This window comes from Halalkalibacter hemicellulosilyticusJCM 9152 (genome assembly GCF_000513115.1).
Lineage (GTDB): Bacteria > Bacillota > Bacilli > Bacillales > Bacillaceae_D > Halalkalibacter > Halalkalibacter hemicellulosilyticus.
Window position 1 is genome coordinate 54,571 of sequence record NZ_BAUU01000022.1, and the last position, 23,460, is coordinate 78,030.

The 23,460-nt window shown below is 38.4% G+C and carries 15 protein-coding genes and 1 pseudogene; 13 read left to right on the forward strand and 3 right to left on the reverse strand.

What is annotated here, in order from left to right:
* Window positions 1-38 precede the first annotated feature (38 nt).
* The 7 genes from hrcA (at window position 39) to mtaB (ending at window position 8,223) form a co-directional block, all read left to right on the forward strand.
* Entirely contained in the window at window positions 39-1,064 is a 1,026-nt protein-coding gene (gene hrcA / locus JCM9152_RS14375) for a heat-inducible transcriptional repressor HrcA (protein ID WP_035345680.1), read from the forward strand.
* A gap of 119 nt (window positions 1,065-1,183) precedes the next feature.
* Window positions 1,184-1,744 carry a nucleotide exchange factor GrpE gene (gene grpE / locus JCM9152_RS14380; protein WP_035345682.1) on the forward strand — a complete coding sequence of 187 codons (561 nt, stop codon included), beginning with the start codon at window positions 1,184-1,186 and terminating at the stop codon, window positions 1,742-1,744.
* 41 nt (window positions 1,745-1,785) lie between these two features.
* On the forward strand, window positions 1,786-3,618 hold the full coding sequence (gene dnaK / locus JCM9152_RS14385; protein WP_035345684.1) for a molecular chaperone DnaK: 1,833 nt from the start codon (window positions 1,786-1,788) through the stop codon (window positions 3,616-3,618).
* A 407-nt stretch (window positions 3,619-4,025) separates the two neighbouring features.
* Window positions 4,026-5,135 carry a molecular chaperone DnaJ gene (gene dnaJ / locus JCM9152_RS14390; protein WP_035345686.1) on the forward strand — a complete coding sequence of 370 codons (1,110 nt, stop codon included), beginning with the start codon at window positions 4,026-4,028 and terminating at the stop codon, window positions 5,133-5,135.
* A gap of 33 nt (window positions 5,136-5,168) precedes the next feature.
* Window positions 5,169-6,107, forward strand: a complete 939-nt coding sequence (prmA, locus tag JCM9152_RS14395) for a 50S ribosomal protein L11 methyltransferase (RefSeq protein WP_035345688.1) — start codon at window positions 5,169-5,171, stop codon at window positions 6,105-6,107.
* Between the two features lie 17 nt (window positions 6,108-6,124).
* Window positions 6,125-6,877, forward strand: a complete 753-nt coding sequence (locus JCM9152_RS14400) for a 16S rRNA (uracil(1498)-N(3))-methyltransferase (RefSeq protein WP_035345690.1) — start codon at window positions 6,125-6,127, stop codon at window positions 6,875-6,877.
* Between the two features lie 5 nt (window positions 6,878-6,882).
* Complete coding sequence (mtaB, locus tag JCM9152_RS14405; RefSeq protein WP_035345692.1) at window positions 6,883-8,223, forward strand: tRNA (N(6)-L-threonylcarbamoyladenosine(37)-C(2))-methylthiotransferase MtaB; 1,341 nt, start codon at window positions 6,883-6,885, stop codon at window positions 8,221-8,223.
* A 51-nt stretch (window positions 8,224-8,274) separates the two neighbouring features.
* Here mtaB and JCM9152_RS14410 read toward each other — a convergent pair whose 3' ends face one another.
* Genes JCM9152_RS14410 through JCM9152_RS14420 form a run of 3 tightly spaced genes read right to left on the reverse strand, consistent with a single transcriptional unit; the run spans window position 8,275 to window position 12,607 of the window.
* Window positions 8,275-9,276, reverse strand: coding sequence for a substrate-binding domain-containing protein (locus tag JCM9152_RS14410; RefSeq protein ID WP_052015979.1), 1,002 nt, complete (start codon window positions 9,274-9,276; stop codon window positions 8,275-8,277).
* A 47-nt stretch (window positions 9,277-9,323) separates the two neighbouring features.
* A complete protein-coding gene (locus JCM9152_RS14415; RefSeq protein WP_052015981.1) occupies window positions 9,324-10,862 on the reverse strand; it encodes a response regulator in 1,539 nt (512 codons plus the stop codon).
* A gap of 5 nt (window positions 10,863-10,867) precedes the next feature.
* Window positions 10,868-12,607, reverse strand: a complete 1,740-nt coding sequence (locus tag JCM9152_RS14420; RefSeq protein ID WP_035345694.1) for a cache domain-containing sensor histidine kinase — start codon at window positions 12,605-12,607, stop codon at window positions 10,868-10,870.
* A gap of 405 nt (window positions 12,608-13,012) precedes the next feature.
* On the opposite strand from JCM9152_RS14420, the gene JCM9152_RS14425 reads away from it, so the two are divergent.
* From JCM9152_RS14425 to JCM9152_RS24355, 6 genes and pseudogenes are all read left to right on the forward strand, one after another.
* Window positions 13,013-14,056: an ABC transporter substrate-binding protein gene (locus tag JCM9152_RS14425; protein ID WP_081728061.1), complete on the forward strand. Its 1,044-nt coding sequence runs from the start codon at window positions 13,013-13,015 to the stop codon at window positions 14,054-14,056.
* A 90-nt stretch (window positions 14,057-14,146) separates the two neighbouring features.
* Complete coding sequence (locus tag JCM9152_RS14430; RefSeq protein ID WP_035345696.1) at window positions 14,147-15,667, forward strand: sugar ABC transporter ATP-binding protein; 1,521 nt, start codon at window positions 14,147-14,149, stop codon at window positions 15,665-15,667.
* A complete protein-coding gene (locus tag JCM9152_RS14435; RefSeq protein WP_035345698.1) occupies window positions 15,664-16,701 on the forward strand; it encodes an ABC transporter permease in 1,038 nt (345 codons plus the stop codon). The genes JCM9152_RS14430 and JCM9152_RS14435 overlap by 4 nt, the downstream gene beginning before the upstream one ends.
* Complete coding sequence (gene yjfF, locus JCM9152_RS14440) at window positions 16,698-17,684, forward strand: galactofuranose ABC transporter, permease protein YjfF (RefSeq protein ID WP_035345700.1); 987 nt, start codon at window positions 16,698-16,700, stop codon at window positions 17,682-17,684. Before JCM9152_RS14435 ends, yjfF begins: the two co-directional genes overlap by 4 nt.
* 374 nt (window positions 17,685-18,058) lie before the next feature.
* Window positions 18,059-23,035: pseudogene (locus JCM9152_RS21460) on the forward strand (immunoglobulin-like domain-containing protein); the annotation flags it as partial.
* Window positions 23,036-23,185: 150 nt separating this feature from the next.
* On the forward strand, window positions 23,186-23,460 hold a 275-nt coding region (locus JCM9152_RS24355), incomplete at its 3' end, for an Ig-like domain-containing protein (protein WP_500778237.1).

Sequence of the window (23,460 nt, forward strand, 5' to 3'; positions counted from 1 at the left end):
ACTCGAACAGATTGAGTGCTAACAGAGGTGGTGAGGGGATGTTAACAGAGAGACAATTGCTCATTCTACATGCAATCGTTGACGATTATATCCGTTCTGCTGAACCTGTTGGATCAAGAAGCATTTCTAAGCGTGAAGATATTACGTTTAGCCCGGCTACGATTCGTAATGATATGGCAGACTTAGAAGAATTAGGTTTCTTAGAGAAACCACACAGCTCCGCAGGTCGTATACCTTCTCAGAAAGGTTATCGGTTTTATGTGGATCATTTGTTGTTACCTCATCACTTAACAAACTCAGAGCGATTAGATATTCGTTCTGGTTTTGATGAACGAATACGGGAATTAGAGGAAGTCATTCAACATTCTGCTCGCGTATTATCGAGTATGACAAGTTATATTTCTGTTGTACTAGGGCCTGAAATGTTTGAGACTTCATTGACTAGTATTCAGATCATTCCGTTAAGTAAAGGGTCAGCAACCGTTATTGTTGTGACCGACACAGGCCATGTTGAAAGTCAAACCATCGCTATTCCTGATGGAATTGAAGCTGCTGAGTTAGAAAGAACGGTTAATATCTTAAATGAACGATTAAAGGGAGTTCCGTTGTACAAACTCAGAAAGAAACTTCAATATGAAGTCGCAGATGTGTTACGATTACATGTCCGAAATTATGAGCATGTCATGAATTTACTTATGGCTTCATTTGAAATGGAGAAACACGAAAAGCTATTCTATAGTGGTAAGACGAATTTACTAACACAACCAGAATTCAAGGATGTTGAAAAAATCCGTATGCTTCTTAATATGCTTGAAGAAGATGCCACTATGTTGCAAATTTTAAAAACACCACATACCGGTGTACAAGTTAAAATAGGTGAAGAAAACCAACTTGAGGCGTTTGATCATTGTAGTTTGATTACAGCAACGTATTCAATTGGTGGTAAGCAAATGGGCACAATTGGAATATTAGGTCCAACTAGAATGGAATATCGACGAGTGATTGGTGTTGTAGATACACTATCGAAAGATTTAACAAAACTATTAACAAACTTGTATCGTTAATTGGAGAAATGATAACATAGTAAGGATGTCAAAAGGCAATAAAGACGTCTTTTGACATTTCACTATGTCATCTTTCAATATACATAAGATTCATGTATTTTATTTAGGAGGTGAACGAGATGGCAGAAAAAGAAACACAAACGGTTGAGGAGACAAAAGCTGAGCAAGAACCAATTGCTGATGCAGAGCATGATAGCGATGAAGCAGTGGAGGCAGAAGCTGAAGTCGTAGAGTCGAAAGAAGAACAATTTGAAGCACAAATCAATGAATTAAATAATCGACTATTACGTACTCAAGCAGATTATGATAATTTCAGACGCCGTTCTCGTGAAGAGAAAGAAGCAGCGGCTAAATATAGATCACAAGTCGTTATCGAATCATTATTACCTGTATTAGATAACTTCGAACGTGCTTTATTAGTAAATCCTGAATCAGATGAAACAAAGTCTCTATTACAAGGGATGGAAATGGTCTATCGTCAATTACAAGACACATTAAAAAATGAAGGTGTGGCGGTAATTGAAACAGAAGGCCAAACGTTTGACCCACATCTTCACCAAGCGGTGATGCAAGTGGAAGAAGACGGGTTTGAATCTGGTCAAATTGTGGAAGAATTGCAAAAGGGTTACAAGTTAAAAGACCGAGTCCTACGACCAGCGATGGTTAAGGTTAATGCTTAAAAATGAAATAAATCTAGTATACGAATGGAGGAACAATAACAATGAGTAAAATTATTGGTATCGATTTAGGTACAACGAACTCTTGTGTGGCAGTAATGGAAGGTGGAGAAGCGACTGTAATCCCAAATCCAGAGGGTAACCGTACGACACCATCTGTTGTAGCATTTAAGGATGGGGAGCGCCAAGTAGGGGAAGTGGCAAAGCGCCAAGCGATCACAAACCCAAATACGATTATTTCGATTAAGCGTCATATGGGTACAGATCATAAGGAGAGCATTGAAGGAAAAGAGTATTCTCCGCAAGAAATTTCTGCAATTATTTTACAGAAGCTTAAATCCGATGCAGAAGAATACTTAGGTGAAAAAGTAACGAAGGCCGTTATTACTGTACCTGCTTATTTCAATGATTCACAGCGTCAAGCAACAAAAGATGCAGGGAAAATTGCCGGTTTAGAAGTGGATCGTATCGTTAACGAACCAACAGCGGCTGCGCTTGCTTACGGTCTTGATAAGGAAGATGATCAGACGATTCTTGTTTATGACCTTGGTGGTGGTACGTTTGACGTGTCCATTCTTGAATTAGGAGATGGATTCTTCGAAGTTAAGGCGACATCTGGGGATAACAAGCTTGGTGGAGATGACTTCGACCAAGTTATTATTGACTATCTTGTTGAGCAATTTAAAAAAGATAACGGTATTGATCTTTCTCAAGATAAAATGGCCATGCAACGTTTGAAGGATGCAGCAGAAAAAGCTAAAAAAGATTTATCTGGTGTCACACAAACACAAATTTCATTACCATTTATTACAGCAGATGCAACGGGACCTAAACATCTAGAATTATCTTTGAGCCGTGCTAAGTTTGAAGAGCTTTCTGCTGATTTAGTTGAACGCACACTCGAGCCAACTCGTCGCGCCTTATCCGATGCAGGTCTATCTGCAAGTGAAATTGATAAAATTGTATTAGTTGGGGGTTCAACACGTATTCCTGCTGTACAAGAAGCTATTAAAAGTCTAACTGGGAAAGACCCTCACAAAGGGGTAAATCCTGATGAAGTAGTTGCACTCGGTGCCGCTATTCAAGCTGGAGTGTTAACTGGAGATGTTAAGGACGTTGTATTACTAGATGTTACACCTCTTTCTTTAGGAATTGAAACAATGGGTGGCGTATTTACGAAGCTGATTGAGCGAAACACAACGATCCCAACATCAAAATCACAAGTGTTTTCAACTGCAGCTGATAACCAGCCTTCTGTTGATATCCATGTTCTGCAAGGTGAACGTGAAATGGCAGCAAATAATAAAACGCTTGGACGTTTCCAATTATCAGATATTCCACCAGCACCTCGTGGTGTACCTCAAATTGAAGTGTCGTTTGACATTGATGCAAACGGGATTGTAAATGTTAAGGCAAAAGATCTAGGTACAAATAAAGAACAATCAATTACGATTACTTCTTCTTCGGGATTATCAGATGAAGAAATTGATCAAATGGTGAAGGATGCTGAAGCGAACGCAGAAGAAGATAAGAAGCGTCGTGAAGAGGTTGAACTTCGTAATGAAGCAGATCAGCTTGTCTTCCAAACAGAAAAGACGATCAAAGATTTAGGGGAAAACATTGATCAAGGTGAAAAAGAGAAAGCAGAGGCAGCTAAAGATAAGCTGAAATCAGCAATTGAAGCTGATAACATTGAAGAAATTCGTACGGCAAAAGATGAGCTACAAGAGGTAGTAACAGCTCTTACAACAAAGATGTATGAGCAGGCTGCTGCACAAGCTCAACAAGCACAAGGTGCTGAAGGTCAAGCTGAACAAGCGGATGATAATGTTGTCGATGCTGACTATGAAGAAGTGAATGACGAAGAAAAGAAATAATCACCTTTCACATAAGTCAAAGTCAACTTAGTTGACTTTGACTTTTTCTAAGAGGATAGGTGAAAAGGATAGTTTTGTCTTGTAGCAAGAGTTTTTCTAAATGAATAAGAATGATAAAATTTGAGGAAGCAATGTGGGGAAAGCATAGAGGTTGTTGGCCAACTCATAGGTGAGCGACGGCTTCGAACGTTACATGTTTTTCTGAAAGAACTCGACTTACAGAAAAGCTGAAAGCCATTGTAACGGCTCCACACTCCGCTATAAAGAAAAGACTGCTGCGTAGCTTTTCTTATGCTTTTGATAAATGTAGAAATCGAGTAAGGAACAGTTCGTTACTTTTCTTATTGCGAAAAGTGTTTGTAAGGTGGTAAGATGAACGTTATGGAATAGAATCGGGAGTGGATGACATGAGTAAACGAGATTACTATGAAGTCCTTGGTGTTGATCAGAATGCTTCAGTTGATGAGGTGAAGAAGGCGTATCGTAAGCTTGCGCGTAAATATCATCCAGACGTCAATAAAGAAGCGGATGCTGAGGCAAAGTTTAAAGAAGTAAAAGAGGCATATGATACATTAAGTGACCCCCAGAAGAAGTCGCACTATGATCAATTTGGTCATACAGATCCAAATCAAGGATTTGGTGGTGGAGGAGATTTTGGTGGTGGCTTTGGCGATATATTCGATATGTTCTTTGGTGGCGGCGGACGTCGTAATCCGAATGCACCTCGTCAAGGAGCTGATTTACAATATACGATGACGTTGGAGTTTAAGGAAGCGGTGTTTGGGAAAGAAACAGAAATAGAAATTCCGCGAGAAGAAACGTGTCAAACATGTTCGGGATCTGGAGCAAAACCAGGAACTAAGCCTGATACATGCTCGCATTGCGGTGGATCGGGACAGCTAAATGTCGAACAAAATACACCGTTTGGTCGTGTTGTAAACCGTCGAGTTTGTCATTATTGTAATGGTACGGGTAAGCAAATTAAACATAAATGCTCAACTTGTGGTGGGCAAGGTAAAGTGAAAAAACGTAAGAAAATTAGCGTTAAAGTACCTCCAGGAATTGATCACGGCCAGCAACTACGAGTATCAGGTCAAGGGGAAGCTGGTTCAAATGGTGGACCACCAGGAGATTTATTTGTCGTATTTAATGTGAAGACACATGAATTTTTTGAACGTGAAGGTGACGATATTTACTGTGAAATGCCGTTAACATTTGCCCAAGTAGCACTTGGTGATGAAATTGAGGTGCCGACTTTAACTGGTAAAGTGAAATTGAAAATCCCGGCTGGAACACAGACAGGGACGAATTTCCGTCTAAGAAGTAAAGGGGTACCTAACGTACATGGGCGAGGTCAAGGTGATCAGCATGTGAAAATTCGTGTAGTGACACCTAAGAACTTAACTGAAAAGGAAAAAGATTTATTGCGTGAGTTTTCGCAAATGTCCGGTGGTCAACCAGATGAACAAAATGATAGCTTTTTTGCGAAGGTAAAGCGAGCATTTAAAGGGGAATAAGCTCATACAGCTTATGTTAAGGAGTTGAGTTGGATGTTAAAATGGTCAGAATTTAGTATTCATACGAGTGAAGAAGCGGTGGAGCCAGTTTGTCATATTTTACATGAAGCTGGGGCAAGCGGTGTAGTGATTGAAGACCCTAGTGATTTAGTAAAAGATTGGGGCGATCGTTTCGGAGAAATATACCAACTCTCTCCAGATGATTATCCTGAAGATGGGGTAATGATTAAAGCGTACTTTCCTGTAAATAGCTTTCTAACTGATACAATTGATGGTATTAAGGAGTCCGTTAATGGACTCCTTCAGTATGATATCGATTTAGGGCAAAATAAGGTTCATTTGATTGAAGTGGATGAGACAGAGTGGGCAACTGCTTGGAAGAAGTATTACAAACCTATTCGCATCTCTCATTCACTAACAATTAAGCCTACATGGGAAGAGTATGAGGCTTCAGATAATGAAATGATTATAGAATTAGATCCAGGAATGGCTTTCGGTACTGGAACACATCCAACAACGGTTCTTTGTATACAGGCATTAGAAAAGTATTTAACGAGTCCTGCAGCCGTCATTGATGTAGGGACGGGATCAGGAGTGTTAAGTATCGCTGCGGCAAAGCTTGGGGCGAAAGAAGTCTTAGCGTTAGATCTAGACTATGTTGCTGTGAAGAGCGCGAAAGAGAATATTGATAGAAATGAAGTGACTTCTCTCGTTCGAGTTGAGCAAAATGATTTATTAGAGGGAATCTCTGGCGAATATGATTTAGTCATTGCTAACATATTAGCTGAGGTTATTATGACATTTGTTCAAGATGCGGCAGCGGTTCTTAAGCAGAATGGAACATTTATTACTTCAGGAATTATAAAAAGGAAAAAAGATGATGTGAAAAAATCTTTAGAACAAGGTGGATTTATCATCAAAGAAGTCATCGAAATGGAAGATTGGGTTGCACTTGTTGCGACAAAAGCTTAATAAAGCGAGGAAACGAAATGCAACGCTATTTTGTATTACCTGAACAAATGAAGGATCATGAGGTAAGCATAACTGGAGAAGATGTTAAACATATCACTAAGGTGATGCGGATGTCTATAGGTGACGAAATTGTGTGTAGTAATAATGCATCTCGCACGGTTCGTTGCACAATTAAAGACATATCAGATCAGCAAGTTATAGCCGTTATAGCCGAAGATATTCAACCGAACACGGAACTTCCCATTGCGGTGACAATTGCTCAAGCATTACCAAAAGCGGATAAGCTAGAATGGATCATCCAGAAGGGAACGGAGCTCGGGGCACATATATTCCAACCGTTTGCTGCTTCAAGATCGATTGTGAAATGGGATCAAAAGAAAGCCATTAAAAAACGAGAGCGGCTTGAAAAGATTGCAAAAGAAGCAGCAGAGCAATCTTATCGCGAAAGAATTCCGTATGTTGCTGATTTTATATCATTTACAGAGCTTCTGAAAATGGTTCAGCATTATGATAGAACGATCATTGCCTATGAAGAAGTGGCGAAGGAACAGTATCATACCTATTTTGCTGATACACTTCAAGGGTTAACATACGGCCAACGATTGCTTATTATTATAGGGCCAGAAGGTGGATTATCGGAAGAAGAGGTGGAGAAACTTCAGGAACAAGAGGCTGTTCCTTGTAGCTTTGGACCACGTATTTTAAGAACAGAAACGGCAGCAATATATGCACTTTCTGCTATTTCGTATCATTTTGAATTAATGAGGTGAAGAACATGGCCACTGTTGCCTTTCATACATTAGGTTGTAAAGTGAATTATTATGAAACTGAAGCGATATGGCAATTATTTCAGCAAGCAGGTTATGAAAAGGTTGAATTTGAAGCAACGTCAGATGTGTATGTCATAAATACCTGTACGGTAACGAATACCGGTGATAAGAAAAGTCGACAAGTCATTAGACGAGCGATTCGTAAAAATCCGGATGCGGTAATTTGTGTTACGGGCTGTTATGCACAAACATCTCCTGCTGAGATTATGGCGATACCTGGAGTTGATATTGTCGTTGGAACACAAGATCGTGTAAAAATGCTTGATTATATTGAAGAATTTAAGCAAAAACGTGAGCCAATCAATGGTGTAGGGAATATAATGAAGTCCAGAGTGTACGAGGAATTAGATGTTCCGGCATTTACAGATCGGACTCGTGCTTCGTTAAAAATTCAGGAGGGATGCAATAACTTCTGTACATTTTGTATTATCCCGTGGGCTCGTGGGCTTATGCGTTCGCGTGATCCAGAAGATGTTATGAAGCAAGCTACTCAGCTCGTGGAAGCAGGCTATAAGGAGATCGTATTAACGGGAATTCATACTGGTGGTTACGGTGAGGATTTAAAGGATTATAGCTTGGCACGATTATTGGAGGATCTAGAACAAATACAAGGATTAAAACGAATTCGAATTTCTTCTATTGAGGCAAGTCAATTAACAGATGAAGTGATTCGAGTCATTGATCAATCAGAAAAGGTTGTTCGCCACCTGCATATCCCACTACAATCAGGTTCAGATACAGTATTAAAACGGATGCGCCGGAAATATACGATGGCATTCTTTGCTGAAAGACTAAAACGCTTAAAGGAAATCATGCCAGGTGTGGCGATCACTTCAGATGTTATTGTCGGCTTTCCTGGTGAAACAGAGGAAGAATTTGAAGAAACGTATCAATTTATTGCTAAACACAAGTTCAGTGAACTACATGTATTTCCTTATTCAAAGAGAACGGGAACTCCTGCAGCACGAATGGATGATCAGGTGGATGAAGAGATAAAAAATAAACGAGTCCATCGATTAATTGAGCTATCAAATCAACTAGCAAAGGAGTATGCTTCCCAATTTGACGGGGAAGTTCTTGAAATGATTCCTGAAGAACGTGATAAGGAAAATGGAGGCAGTGGCTTGTACATTGGCTATACTGATAATTACCTTAAAGTGAAGGTTCCGGCATCTGATGATTTGATCGGCAAGCTTGTAAATGTAAAAGTGACCAAGCCAGGATACCCATACAATGAAGGTGAGTTTGTTCGAGTTTTAGATGAAGAGCCGATTGGAATAGCTTAATGTAAGTAAACGATAAGCACTTAGTTTTAGCCAAACGCTGAACTAAGTGCTTTATTGTATGTACTCTAAATCAGAATTTCCATTTAATTGATTCAAATAGTCATCGATGTTTTCTAGATTAACTTCAAGCGTTTCAGTCATTTCATATTCAGGTATCTCATGGCCGTAATAGTTTTCATATAGTCGTTCCACAATTAATTGTCCCCATACGAATTGACTTTGTGAAATGGTACTGTTAATTTGATTGTTTTGAACACCATCAATAATCATTGGTAAATCATCGAAGGTGACAGCAATTTTATCTTGGAGTCCTTTCGCTTTCCATACTGTTACGGCAGCAGGACCAGAAAGCGAATCAATTCCAACTAATGCATCAAAGTCTGGATAGTCTTCGATCATTTGTTCAATGTTAGTGATGGTTTTCGATGGGATGCCTTCATTTGACTTTATTTCTACTATATTAATCTCAGGATACTGTTTAAGTGTATTTTTGACACCCTCTATTCTTGAATTGAGGTTCAGCATCGTTGATAATCCGGTACTTATAATAAGGTCACCATGATAATCAAGTAAACGAGCGACAACCTCACCTAAATGCTCGCCAGCAGCTAGATTATCTGTGCCAATATAGGAAAGTCGTTTACTTTCAGGTGCATCCGTATCAAAACAAATAACAGGAATGCCTTCTAATACTGCTTTATTAATGAACGGGGTTAGGGCGGCAGAATCGGTAGGGCCGACTGCAATTCCATCCACTCCTTGCTGGATGAAGTGCTCAATAATTTGTATTTGAGATTCGACATTAGCAGTTGAGGGAGCACGTATAATGACTTCGACTCCCATTGCTTCTGCTGTTTCCTTCGCACTAACGGTTACAGCTTCAAAGAAAGAGTGAGCGACAGGATAGATAATAGCAAAGGTAATAGCATCTTTTTCTTCAAGCTGCACATTCGTGTCGTTAGGAAATAATTCAGGCTCATCTGTTGTGATGATATGACAGGCGCTAGCACTAAAAAGAAATAATGAACAGATTATCATGACAGGTAGTTTCACTGACGACAACCTCCTTTGTCATAGAATCGTAGAAAACATGCTATGTTTTAATCAAATACTCGTAACGGCTTCACGATAGGTTTTCTTATTTCATTCAGCTTCACTAAACTTTTTCGTTTAAATTCTCGTGTAGTCATAGTTGTGATGCGCTTAAACATATTACAAAAATAATGGGAATCACTATAACCGACTTTTAATGCGATTTCATATGTTTTTTCATTTGTCGTAATGAGCAACTCTTTTGCTCTTTCAATTCGGATAAAAGTTAAGTATTCCTTTATTGTTTGTCCTTCTTCTTGACTAAAAATGTGACTAAAATAAGCTGGACTAACATTGACAACGTCTGCAATTTTTTGCAGAGATAGTTGTGGATCGGTATAATACTCCCTCATAAACGCTTTCGCTTTTTGAATAAGAGGGTAATTTTTACTTTTGAGTTGATTCCGTAGTTGAATAACTTCAGTTAGAATAGTTGTCATATAACTAGCTAGCTGTGAAGAATCATGAATCGATTGATTAAGCTCAATTTGCTGGATTGAAGAAACGATGTGATCATTAGAGTTGTTGCTTAGACTCTTCAAGTAATCTGTAACAGTTGCTGTGAATTCCATTAGAAAGTAATAATAAATAAATGAATGGCTCTCACTTTTTCGATTTAGTTCCTTTATGAGTCCTCTACATAATGGCTCGATTTCCTCGGTCTGTCCATATGATAGGAATTGCTTCATTTCACTTCTGTTAAAAAATGATTGTATGCCCGTTATTGGGAGAGGTGCATAAAAGCTTCGGTTGTTATACACCTGCGCATAGGCTTCTTGATAAGAAATGGGAATGTCTTGAATACGATCTTTAACTGATCCAATTCCAAATATATTTTGTGAAGATGCTTTAAATGTTTCTTGAATATGTTGTATTTGCTTTGTAATGATTGGTTTAGCGTGGGCTTTTAAAATGTAAACAGTCTCTTTACCATTACGTTGAAAGCGAATACTTGAATGTATGAGTGAGTGCAATTCTTGTTGGGTTTCAATCATAACAACAGCGTAATAACTAGCAATAAGTTGAATATTAAATTTGCCTGCTTCTTTAATAGCATTTGTAGTGGAATACATACCTTCACATAGTTCTAATAGGAATTGATTTTTAGTTAAATGTTCATTTTCAGTTGCCTTATTTTGTAGTTCATTAAATTTTTCTCTTTCATTCTTTTCTAAGTCTATCTGTTTTGATAATTTTTGTAGCACGTCTAATAAATCAGTAGCATTTAATGGTTTTAAACAATACTCGGTAATTTGGATTCGTAAAGCTTCTCGTGCATATTCAAATTCATCATGTCCACTGAGAATAATAATTTTTGTATAAGGTAACTTATCTCGTATTATCCGACTTAATTCAAGTCCATCCATAAAGGGCATTTTAATATCAGTTATGACAATATCAGGTTGCTCTTGTTCAATTAAGGGAAGAGCCATTTCACCATCGGGCGCATCTCCGCAAAAGAGAAACCCATTATTCGACCAATCCATACAATGTCTAATCCCTTCCCGCACTTCAATCTCATCATCGACTAAAAATACTTTCTTCATAAATCTCACCTCTCCATAGGAATGGTTAAATGAATAGTAGTGCCCATGCCATATACACTATCAATCTCAATACCATATGGCTCACCATAATAGAGTCGAATTCGCTCTTGAACGTTGTACATACCATAGCCACCTTTTGCAGTTTGAACGGGCTCATTTGCTAATAAACAGCTTCTAATTTCGGCTAATTTTGTTTCTTCGATACCGAGACCATTGTCTGTTATGCGAAAACAGATGTGCTTGTTTGAGTCGAAATCTCCTATGATATGGATAAAACCTTTTCCTCTTTTGTTTTTTATTCCATGGTAGATAGCATTTTCAATTAATGGTTGCAGTGTAAGCTTGTGAATAATAAATGGCTCAATCTCTTTATTGATCGTAAATTGTATATCTAAAATATCGCGATATCTCATTTTTTGGATCACTAAGTAGTTTTTTACGTGACTTATCTCTTGTTCAATTGTGATTAAATCTTTCCCTTTATTTAAAGATATTCGGAAAAAATGAGACAATGCTTTCGTAATGGTCATGACATCTTTCTCTTTTTTAGCTTCAGCCATCCAAATAATTGTATCTAGTGTATTGTAGAGAAAATGAGGGTTAATTTGAGCTTGTAGTGCTCGTAGCTCGGCCATTTTTAGTTGTTTTTCTTTATTTATACTCGTTTCGAGAAGTGTTTTAATTTTTTCAATCATCCTATTGAATGATTGACCAAGCTCTGAAATTTCATCATAGCTATGATTTTCTACTTTCACCGTCAAATCTCCATTAGAAGCTAATTTAATTTTATCTTTTAAATGGCTGATCGGTCTAATGAGTCTCGAAGTAATGAAAATGTAGAGCGAAATCGTGAAAATAATACTACTGACAACTGTTAACATAATTAAGTTTCGAATGCTGTTTGCTTCCTTTAATAATTCCTTTTCTGGAACTACACCAAAAATGTGCCAACCTGTCGTATCCGATTCATGCGACGTGATGAGTACAGATTGCTCCGATTCTGCTTCATGCAAATCATTAATGAAATCGGTTTCAATATGTAGGATTTCGGTATACAAATCATGGTGATAAATCGTAAATGGAAAATTCTCATGATTTGACTGAATAAAAAATGGACCATTTTGCTCTAATGAAGCTTCTTCTAAGAGGGAAAGGATAACGGTGTGATCGACAATAATATTCATATATCCAATCGTTTCATGAGTAATATCCCAAATAATTGGTTGAGTAATAGAGATGACTGTAGCCGAATTAAATTCTGTCAGCTCCATAATCGGTTTTGTAGTATGTCGATTCACATCTATTTCTTCATTTATAGTAGAAGAAAGTTGATTGGCATGTAATCCTTTACTTTCACTTAATGCTTTTCCACTTTGGTTGATGATCGTAATTTCGAGAATATGGCGACTCATTGGAATAATCTCACGATAGGTCGTAAACATATTCAAAATGGATTTGGCATCCTCGTAATCATGTTCATTCCAGTCTTCCATCAAAAATCGTATCGTATTCTCTTGTTTGCCAATTTCGGTGAACCTCATTATATTTTGAAAAATCCCATCAATTTCTTGACTGAGCTGTGTACCTTTTAGCTGAGCTTTTGAAATGGCATTTTCGGAAATAATATTCATCGCTTTTTGGTAAGAGATCATACCTACAAATACTAACGGGATAACGGTTAAGACAACAAACATAATAAGAAACTTAGTCCGTAAACTAGAAACGAATAAATGCTTTATGCTCATAATAGTTCCCACCCACATCTAATTAGGTCAATTTGTAAGCGCTTTAATGTGTATTTTATATCATTCGTAATTAAATTGAAATCTTTTTTTTGTAACTAGCTTAATCTCGACGAATAGGGTGGGGATTCGCTTTTATTCTTGTTGTTCTTCAATCATTTTATAGACAAGATCTGTGTTATTTAGCGTTTATTTTATCATGGGATTGCACATGTATATGTGCAATCAAAAAAAAGTGCAACAAGGTTAAAAAAAATTACACAAAAAAGAAATAAGATCTATGAGATTCAAAATAAATTAACATTTTATCAAAAATTCATTTATTAACTTTCAAATGAAAGCGTTTTATAATGGCCGTACGCTAATAAATTCAAGTCGCTATTAGCGAAAGATAAGGGGGAAAGGTCAATGGCAAAAGTCGTTCGTACAAAATGGGTATTACTATTGGTCGTGTTAGGGGTATGCTTTTTAGTTGCTTGTGGTGATGCCTCTGAAGTAGATCAGGAAGTGGAAGATGGGGTTGATAGTGGAGTGGAGGTTGATGAAGAGGCCAATCAATCAGAGCAATCGGATTCTCTCGTCATTGGATTCTCTCAAGTTGGTGCTGAAAGTGAGTGGAGGACAGCGAATACGCAGTCGATTCAAGATGCCATTGCAGATGCAGGACATGAATTACAGTTTTCAGATGCGCAGCAGCAACAACAAAATCAAATCATGGCGATACGCTCCTTTATTTCACAAGGTGTAGATGCGATTGTTTTTTCACCAGTTGTTGAGACAGGGTTTGAGACCGTATTACAAGAAGCAAAGGACGCTGAGATTCCTGTATTCCTAGTCGACCGTGCGGTTGATATTGATGATGACTCGATGTGGGTAACGTTCTTAGGATCAGACTTTGTTGAAGAAGGTAGAAAAGCAGGTAGGTGGCTCGTAGACGAGCTAGCAGATGTTGAAGGTGACATTAATATCGTTGAATTACAAGGAACTGTAGGTTCAGCACCGGCAATTGATCGAAAAGAAGGGTTTGAAGAAATTATTGCTGATCATCCACAATTGACAATCACACAATCACAAACAGGTAACTTTACTAGAACAGAAGGTAAAGAAGTCATGGAAGCTTTCTTACGTTCAGATGGGGATAATATTGATGTTTTATATGCTCATAATGATGATATGGCGATCGGAGCGATTCAAGCGATTGAAGAATATGGTCTTAAACCCGCTGAGGATATTATCGTTATTGGCGTTGATGCAGTAAAGGGTGCATTTGAAGCGATGGTCGCTGGAAAGATGAACGTAACCATTGAATGTAATCCTCAGTTTGGCCCACAACTTGTCGAGTTAATAGAAGCGCATTTTGCTGGTGAAGAATTGCCGAAGAGAATAGCTGTAGAAGAGGATATGTTTACAATGGATCAGGCTGCTGATCTAATTGATTCAAGAACGTATTAATAGAAAAAAATAAGCCACTTGATCCCAATGAGGAAAGAGAGTGGCTTATAACATGATGATATTTATTAAGTTGCTTGGAGGTGGAATAGTATGAGTGGTAAGAAACCCATTTTAACTATGGAAGGGATAACAAAAGAATTTCCAGGTGTAACAGCGCTATCGGATGTCACGTTTCGGTTATTTCCAGGTGAGGTACATGCATTAATGGGTGAAAATGGTGCAGGAAAATCGACGTTAATTAAAGTATTAACAGGTGTATATACGTACGATCAAGGAATCATTTCACTTGAAGATAATGAGTTGCATGTGACGAGTCCGATTCACTCTCAAGAAGTAGGAATTAGTACGGTGTATCAAGAGGTTAATTTATGTCCTAACCTCTCTGTTGTTGAAAATATTTTCATAGGACGTGAATTGTTTAAGCGTGGGAGAATTGACTGGAAAACAATGAAAGTCAAATCTGAACAAATATTGAAACGCCTCGACTTAACGATTGATGTGACAAAAGAGCTATCATCATATTCCGTTGCGATTCAACAAATGGTTGCAATTGCACGAGCTCTTAATATTTCATGTAAAGTTCTTATTTTGGATGAGCCGACATCGAGTTTGGATTTAAATGAGGTACAGCAATTGTTTAATGTAATGAGAAAGCTTAGACAAGAGGGCATGGCGATTATTTTTATTAGTCATTTCTTAGATCAGATCTATGAAATAGCAGATCGAATGACAGTATTGAGAAATGGTCAATTGATTGGAGAGTATTTAACAAATGAGTTACCACGTTTTAAATTAGTGGCAAAGATGATCGGAAAAGAAAAAGAACAGCTCGATGCTAAGCTTGAGAAAGAATCGCAGACTCATATTGAACAAGAGCATCCTGTCTTCTTAAAAGTAGTGGACGGCTCTAAACAAGGGAGTATTCAACCATTTCATTTGACGTTACATTCTAATGAAATCGTCGGTTTTGCAGGGTTGTTAGGTTCGGGGCGAACCGAAATAGCACGATTATTATTTGGAGCAGACAAATTAGATGATGGAGAAATGTATGTACGTGGTCAAAAGGTCGATTTGTCCTCACCTAAGCAAGCGATTAAACACCGCATTGCCTTTTGTTCAGAAAATCGAAAAGCTGAAGGGATTATACCTGAATTAACTGTTAGAGAAAATATAATTTTAGCGATACAAGGTGTCTATGGTTGGTTTTCATTTATACCAAAAAAGAAGCAAATCGAGTTAGCTGATCAATATATCGAATTGTTAAACATTAACCCTCGAAATCCAGAACAATTGATCAAAAATTTAAGTGGTGGTAATCAACAGAAGGTTTTATTAGCACGCTGGCTAATAACAAATCCAGATTTACTGATTTTAGACGAACCTACTAGAGGGATTGATGTAGGTGCGAAAGCTGAAATAGAAAAGTTAATGATTCGTCTTAGTGAGGAAGGGAAATCAATTGTTTTCATTTCTGCTGAACTTGAAGAAGTGATTAGATGTAGCAGACGAGTCATTGTGTTGAGAGATCGTGAAAAGGTGTCTGAATGGGTCAATGAAGGGCAATTGGATCAATCACATATTATGGAGGAAATGGCAGGTGGAAGTGGATGATGAAATCTAAGCTGTTTTGGCCACTTGTAATGCTTGGCCTCATTTTACTTTTGAATTTAGTGATTAATCCAAGCTTTTTTGTTATTGAAGTGAGAAATGGGCATTTGACTGGTAGTTTAATTAACATTTTAAACCGTGGCGCACCATTAATCCTCATTTCAATTGGCATGACGCTTGTCATTGCTACAAAAGGAATTGATTTAGGGGTAGGTTCAGTTATTGCGATGTCAGGTGCTATTGCTGCAACCGTCGTAGGAGGTAGCTTTGGGGCATCAACGGATAGTTTAACACCTCTTTTTCTAGCTATATTGTTTGCACTGATGTTGGCGATTGTTACGGGTCTTTGGAATGGGTTATTAATTTCCAGACTTGGCATTCAACCGATTGTAGCAACATTAATTCTAATGGTAGCAGGGAGAGGAATTGCTCAACTTATCACGAATGGACAGATTACGACTGTATATTATTCTCCGTATTCATTTATAGGAGGAGGGTATTTATTTATGTTACCTTTCTCGATTTTCATCGTTCTATTTGTTCTATTCATTGCTATGTACTTGACTCGAAAAACAGCTATCGGATTATTTATTGAATCAGTGGGTGGAAATCCGACTGCAAGCCGCTTAGCAGGGATCCAATCAAAAAATGTCATCTTAATGGTTTACATGTTTTGTGGATTATGTGCAGGAATTGCAGGGTTAATTTTGAGTTCGAATGTCATGAGTGCAGATGGAAACAATGCAGGCTTATGGTATGAGCTTGATGCGATTTTAGCAGTAGTAATCGGTGGTACGTCATTAATGGGAGGAAGGTTCTATTTAATGGGGACAGTGATTGGTGCCCTTATTATTCAAAGCTTAACGACGACGATTTACTCCATTGGGGTTCCAGCCGATATTATTTTAGTTGTAAAAGCTTTAGTCGTCTTACTCGTTTGTCTCCTTCAATCCCCACAGTTTAGAGAGAGGGTATCAAGTATGTTCTCTCGTAAAAAAACAGTGAAGAATAAGGGGAAGGAAGTGACGATAACATGAATCTATTACACGTAAACAAACGGCTTATTCCAGTGTTTATTACTATTGGACTTTTTTTACTCATGTATGTATTTGGCTTAGTGAGATACGAGAACTTTTCCTCGCCGCAAGTGTTCCTTAATTTATTTATTGATAATGCCTTTTTAATTATTGTGGCGGTCGGTATGACCTTTGTTATCTTATCTGGTGGAATTGATTTATCAGTTGGATCGGTGATTGCTTTGACGAGTATGGTCATTGCTAGTTTGCTTGTTCAAGGGGTGCCAGTTTGGCTGGTTATTCCTATAGCCCTTTTAGTCGGTCCGGTGTTGGGATTTTTAATGGGCTGTTGTATTCATTATTTTCAGTTACAGCCTTTTATCGTGACATTGGCAGGGATGTTTTTAGCGAGAGGGCTAAGCTTTGTTATAAGTGTGCAAACAATTACGATCGATCATGATTTCTTTAAATACATGGCGAGTACAAGAATTTATGTAGGTAATTATTTCCTTTCTTATAGTGTCATTATTGCTTTGGTTGTTGTTGCAGCGGCTATTTTCATTGCTCACTATACAAAGTTTGGACGGAATGTATATGCCATTGGAGGAAGTGAGCAGTCTGCAATGTTAATGGGGCTTCCGGTTGGAAAAACCAAAATTATGGTTTATACATTAAGTGGCTTTACAGCTTCATTAGCTGGAATTGTGTTCACCTTTTATATGTTATCAGGCTATGGCTTACATGCTAATGGGTTTGAATTAAATGCAATAGCTGCTGTCGTTATAGGTGGAACGTTATTAACCGGTGGAGTTGGATATGTTGCCGGAAGTGTTGTAGGTGTTCTTATTTTGGGGACGATTCAATCACTTATCGTTTTTGAAGGGTCACTTAGTGCTTGGTGGACGCGAATTGCGATTGGGTTATTACTGCTTTTATTCATTGTTCTACAGCGGATCATCGTGATGAGGACTGACCACAAGAAGGAGACAGTTTCAGCTCATTAGTTTTTGAAGGGGGTGTGAGTAATCGTACGGAAGAAGGTTAGGTGTATATCTGATCAAGAATTTTAAAGGAGGAATAACATGAATCGAATAATGAAGCAAAAGTGGTTGTCTATTAGTTTAATAGTTCTATTGCTATTCCCTTCTATGATGAATCCAGCACCAATTCTAGTACATGCAGAAGAAGATTCATTAATCCTACATTATAATATGTCTTCATTTGTGGAAGAAGATGGGGACATAAAAGTAATCGATGTATCTGGAAGTGAACAACAATATGATGGTTTATTTAAAAATCCTGAAAATGGTCAATTTCTCCATAATGAAGAAGGGGGATTTGTTTCTTTTAATGGAGGCGGAGCGAATTCCAATAGTGGATATATTGAAATTCCTAAAAGTCCTGAAGGTGAGGATCTTCTTGAAGGAGTAGAGGATGTAACGGTTTCTGCACTGGTGAATTGGGAAAATGATGGTCAAAACCGTTGGATCTTTGGGCTGGGAAAAGTTTCAGATGATATCGAAAATGGTAACGCTTACTTTTTTGCGACACCGAGGCATGGAATTGAAAATAGCAATGTAGCAGCAACTGGTATTTCAGAGGCTGGATGGAGAAATGAAACGTTAATTAGAGGCAATGAAGGACTAAGATCTAATAGCTGGGAAGTTATTACAGTTGTGTTCTCAGGCTCTGAGGATACATTAAGTTTATTTGTTAATGGGGAGGAAGTCGTGTCCGGATCAGCACAAGGCAAGCAATTAGCGAATATTATTGATGATAATGCTTCATTTTCGGGCTTTATCGGAAAATCTATTTTTGGAAATGATCCTTATTTTAAAGGGGTGATTGGAGATTTTCGTGTGTATGATGAAGCTCTATCTAACGCGCAAATAGAAGAGATGTATACAAATACGTTGACTCAAGTAACCGCAATTAATGAACTTGTTTTGCAAGATGCTTACGAATCTCTAGATTTAATACCATATCTTTCAGAGCAAGATGAGGATGTAGATCACGTCACTCGTCATTTATCATTACCTACTCTAGGTAAGCATGGTGTTAAGATTGAATGGGAATCTAGTCATCCAGATGTTCTTTCTCACAGCGGTGTAGTAACTCGTCCAAGTGTTGAAGATGGAGACACGATGATTGATTTATTAGCAACTCTTCACTATGAAGGGTTAACTGTTACAAAGACGTTTACGGTTATTGTCCTTCAAGAGTGGTCAGATGCATATAAGGTTGAATCTGATGCAAATGCCATTTCTATTTACAATCATGAGCAAGTGAAAGGAAATATTCATTTACCGACTGAGGGTGAGCACGGTTCAAAGATTACGTGGGAGTCTTCACACCCATCAATTATTCGTGGAACAGAAGAAGCTGAAGGGCAATTACATCAATTAGGGTGGGTAACTAGACAAAGTGAGGATGTAGCTGTTACGTTAACGGCTACTGTTACATTAGATGATGTATTTGAACAACGAGAGTTTGAAGTGAACGTTTTAAAAGATCCTGGTGAAGTCGACTATGATGCTTATTTCTTTTCCTATTTTACTGGTGAATATGAAGGTGGGGAAGAAATCTCCTTTGCAACTGCAGAAGACCCTTTAATGTGGAGGGCATTGAACAATGGACAATCTGTTATACAGTCGACGATGGGTGAAGAAGGACTACGTGATCCGTTTATCATTCGATCTCCAGAAGGCGATAAGTTTTATATGCTTGCAACAGATTTAAAAATGGGAGAAAGCACGAACTTTGATCAAGCGCAAATAACAGGCAGTCACTATTTAATGATTTGGGAGTCAGATGACCTAGTGAATTGGAGTGAGCAACGCATGGTGAAAGTCGCTCCAGAAAACGGTGGCAACACTTGGCTCCAGAAGCTTTTTATGATCCGAATACAGGTGATTATGTTGTATTTTGGGCTTCGTCTATGAAGAATGAAGATACGTACGGAGATTATCCTAATGGACGACCGGCGGGTCAGTATAATGTGATGTATTATGCTACGACTCGTGACTTTCACACCTTTTCAGAGCCGAAAGTGTTTATAGATGACGGCTTTCCGACGATTGATACGACCTTTATTGAGCATGATGATACACTTTACCGATTCACAAAAAGTGAGGTTAATTTCAGGGTGTATTATGAGAAAGCATCACATATTTTCTATGACGCAGATGGCATTGAAGAAAATGGCTTTCAGTTTGATCTAATTGAAGGTACTCGTGATGGGAACCGAGGGTTAATTGGTCACCAAGGCAATAATGAAGGACAAACGGTTTTTAAAGATATTCATGAAGAAAAGTGGTATTTATTTTTAGATTCATGGCCTTACCATGTACGTTGGTCAGATAATTTAGAAGATGGTCAACAATTCGTCGACAATTTACTACCTACATCAGATTATGCTTTACCACCAGGACCGAGACATGGAACCGTTATCCCGATTACTCGTGATGAGTATGACCTTGTACAGGAACATTATGCCATTCCAGGTCCTACTCCAGTCGAAGAGCCTGTCGTTCGATATTCGTTTAATCCAAATGATGTAGAAGGGACAACCGTTAAGGATGTCTCAGGTAATGGTTTTGATGCACGTTTACAAGGTGGAGCAACCATTACAACAGATGACACAATTGAGTCTTCATCTGGAGCTGTTGAGTTAGATGGAGATACAGGATATGTTGAGTTACCTGAAAACCTGATACAAGATTTGAACTTAGAAAGTATGACGATGTCAACTTGGGTAAAGGTAAAGGGAAATCAAACGAATCAACGCATTTTTGACTTTGCTTCAGACACTGGACGAATCGTAAATCGAAATACGATGTATTTAAGTACACAAGGAGATTCGAATCAGTTAGAATTTGCCGTTATCACGCCTTTTACAGAGAAGTTCAGTAATGAACAGACACCATTAGCAAATAATTATAAATACGCGTTAAACGCGCAGCGTTTACCAATAAATCACTGGCAGCATGTTGCGATTACCATTGATGGCTTTGACGCTGTTCTCTATGTAAATGGAGAAGAGGTATTTAGAAGCTCTACGTATAATGTTGAGCCAAGAATGTTAATGGAAACGACAATGAATTATTTAGGGAAGTCAAGACGAGATGTACATCCGCATTTTAACGGATTATTTGATGAGTTTCATATATACAACCGAGCATTATCAAGCGAAGAGATTATTAAGTTAGCGGACGAAGATGTGTCAATTCCAATCGAAGAACCAGAGTCTAATTTAATTTTACATTATGATATGGCTAATATTGATGAAGTGACGGTTCCCGATCAAACTGGCTCGTATGATGGACAGTGGGTCAATCGAGAGCGTGGAGATTGGATTCAAGGAAATCAAGCTGGCGCGATAAACTTTCAAGGGGGAGATGTACAGTCTTACATTGAGCTTCCTGAAGGGATAGTAGATGGTTTAGATAGTATGACTGTTTCCTCATTAGTAAATTGGAAAGGGGATCGGGAGGCTGAGTGGATCTTTGCCTTAGGTCAGGATGATCAGAAATATTTCTTTGCGACACCAAGTCGGAATTCAGGTGATCGTTCAGCACGGATTGGCTTAGGGATTACTAGCTGGCAAAATGAAGCGCATGCTAATGCGATAACTGGGCCATTAACTGCGAATGACTGGAAACTAGTGACTGCAGTAATGGACGGTATGGAGGAATCGCTTACATTGTATATTGATGGTGAGGAGGTAGCTTCTGGTTCAACAAATGGCTATACGTTAGAGGAGATTGCGAATGTTTCCGGGCCAAGCGGGTTTATTGGTCGATCATTCTATAGTAGTGACCCTTATTTTGGAGGAATGGTAGCGGATTTCCGAATCTATGAGGGGGCGCTGTCATCTGATGATGTGGAGAAATTAAGTGTTGAATCAGCTGCTAAAGTAGAAGATTTAAAAGGGTTTTTAGTTGAACATGTTGCTAACCAAATCGATTTTAGTGATATTTTAGCCAATAATTTAAATGAAGAAGAAGTGATGTATTCTTTATCTCTTCCTAGTGAAGGTGCGTATGGTATGACTTTTACATGGGAGTCTAGTGATTCTACTGTTATAACCAATGAAGGAATTGTGATTAGACCTTCTTATGAAGAGGGAGATCGAGAGGTTACACTTTCATTAACGGTTTCTGATGGAATTCAATCTGTTGAAAAATCGTTTACTGTAAAGGTCTTGCGATTGCCGAGTGAATATGAAGCGCTAATTGACGATGCTAGAGCTCTATATATTCATCATATTAGAGATGTACGAGGCCATCTCACATTACCGACAAGTGGTGAAAATGGATCAAAAATGACTTGGCATTCAGACAATCCTGAGATCATTTCTGAATCAGGGGAAGTCACTCGTCCAGCACATGGAGAAGGTGATCAGCAAGTAAAGCTCATAGCAACGATTACGAAAGGTGAAGAAATGATTATGAAAGGCTTTCTGGCTACAGTTAGGGAGTTGCCTAAACAGGAGGAATTAGAAGGGTATTTGTTCAGTTATATGAAGGGAGAGGGACGATCTGATGGAGAGCAAATCTATTTTGCTTTAAGTGAAGGAAACGATCCCCTACATTATTATGACTTGAACGATGATCAGCCTGTCATTACTTCACAACTAGGAGATCAAGGAGTCCGTGATCCGTTTATCATTCGTGCACCAGAAGGTGATCGTTTCTATATGATTGCAACTGATCTAAAAATCTATGGAAATTGGGATTGGCATAGAGCACAAACGAATGGAAGCCGCTCCATTATGGTTTGGGAATCCAACGACTTAATTAATTGGTCTGAACAACGGATGGTTGAAGTTGCACCACCGGAAGCGGGAAACACATGGGCACCTGAAATATTCTATGATGATGAAAAGGGAGAATATGTGATCTTCTGGGCCTCGAAATTATATGAGGATGAAGCACATCGACAAACGGGTGCAACTCACAATCGAATGATGTACACGACAACGAGAGATTTTTATTCGTTTAGTGAGCCTGACATTTACATTGATCGAGGATACTCCATTATTGATACGACTATGATTGAGCATGAAGGGCAGATATATCGCTTTTCTAAAGATGAACGAAATAATTCCTCCCAAGCTCCTAATGGAAAATATATTTTCCAGGAAGTTGGCGATTCGATCTTTGATTCAGGTTTTGACATGATTAGAGAAGGGGTAGGACGTCCTGATGTAGGGCATACGGAAGGGCCAATCATTTTCAAATCGAATAAGGAAGAGAAGTGGTATTTATTTGTTGATGAGTTTGGTGGTAGAGGATATGTACCTTTAGAATCAACCGATTTAGACTCGGGTGAATGGTCTGTACCAAGTAGCTATACATTCCCAGAAAATGCTCGACATGGATCTGTATTACCAATTACTAGCTCAGAATATGAGAATTTACAAACGACATTACCACGTATACAAGAATCAAATGATGTAGCGATTACAAGCATTGAGCTTGACGAGAGTGATGTAACAATTAATGTGGGAGAAGAAGCCTTATTACATGCACATATCTATCCAGACAATGCAACCAATCAACAGGTTGTTTGGACTTCAAATGATCCTGCTATTGTTGAGATTAATGACGAGGGTGAAATAGTTGGTATTGAAGCTGGAACAGCTACTATAACAGTAACAACAGTGGATGGTGGATTAATGGCGATAGCCTATGTTCATGTCATTGAGCAATCAGGAGAGGAGCCGCCACCAGGAGGAGAGGAGCCGCCACCAGGAGAGACGAGCCCGCAAGTACGGAG